The sequence below is a fragment of the Planomonospora antibiotica genome (assembly GCF_014647955.1).
GTDB classification, from domain to species: Bacteria; Actinomycetota; Actinomycetes; order Streptosporangiales; family Streptosporangiaceae; genus Planomonospora; species Planomonospora parontospora.
Genome location: NZ_BMQE01000148.1, coordinates 1 through 880, shown reverse-complemented (window position 1 = coordinate 880; position 880 = coordinate 1). Strand labels below are relative to the sequence as shown.

2 protein-coding genes are annotated in these 880 nt (G+C 70.9%); one reads left to right on the top strand and one right to left on the bottom strand.

Features of this window, described 5'->3' with window-relative positions; genetic code table 11:
* The coding region (locus IEZ06_RS35865; protein WP_189241118.1) for a MarR family transcriptional regulator at nucleotides 1-371 on the top strand (371 nt) is incomplete at its 5' end.
* A 45-nt stretch (nucleotides 372-416) separates the two neighbouring features.
* Here the strand turns inward: IEZ06_RS35865 and IEZ06_RS35860 are convergent.
* The coding region (locus IEZ06_RS35860) for an STAS domain-containing protein (protein ID WP_229799184.1) at nucleotides 417-880 on the bottom strand (464 nt) is incomplete at its 5' end.

Below are 880 nucleotides of genomic sequence, written 5' to 3'. Positions count from 1 at the left end.
CGCTGCCGCAGTTCCGCATGCTCGTCGTCCTGGCCACCCACGGGCAGACCAAACTCGTCACGCTGGCCGAGCGGCTGGGCGTCAACCCCTCCACGGCGATGCGCATGGCCGACCGCCTGGCCGGTGCGCAACTGATCGTCCGCGAGACCAACCCGCACAACCGGCGCGAGACCCTGATCCGCCTCACCTCGCAGGGACGGCGCATCGTCGACGAGGTCACCGCGCGCCGCAGCGAGGAGATCGCCGCCATCGTCTCGCGGATGTCCCCCGAGCAGTGCCGCGCGCTGATCTCGGCCATGGCCGCCTTCACCCGGGCGGGGGGCGAGCCGCCCGCAGGCGACGTCCACCCCCTGGGCTGGCCCGACGCGTAGCCCGCCGGGATACCGAGCCCGCCCGAGGCTCCGGGCGGTCCGAGGTCATCTGCCGAGGTACAGATCGGTGATGGCCTCGCCCACCGTGGCCCGCATCCCGAACGTGCCCTCCAGTCCCCGTCTGGCCAGACGGGTACGCAGGATGTCTCCCGCGCCGCAGACGATCATGCGGCCGCCCGAGGTGCGGGCGTGGCGTTCGGCGCCCAGCAGCACGGCCAAGCCGAATGAGTCCGCCGATTCCAGCCCGACGACATCGATGACCAACCACGGCGGATGACGGGCGACGAGCGCACGGGCGAGCCTCTCCTGGAGAAGGGCGACGCCGGACTGCTCAAGGCGGCCTTCGAGGACCAGGATCGTGTAATGGCCGTCCAGCACGAGCTTTGCGGTGAACCCGCACCCCGGTGATGCGGGTACCTGCTGATCCGCGGTGCGCCGCTCGCCATCCTGAGAGGGCTTTACGTGAGCTGATGTCCCCTTCGTCGCTTGCACCGGACAGTTCGGGCTGG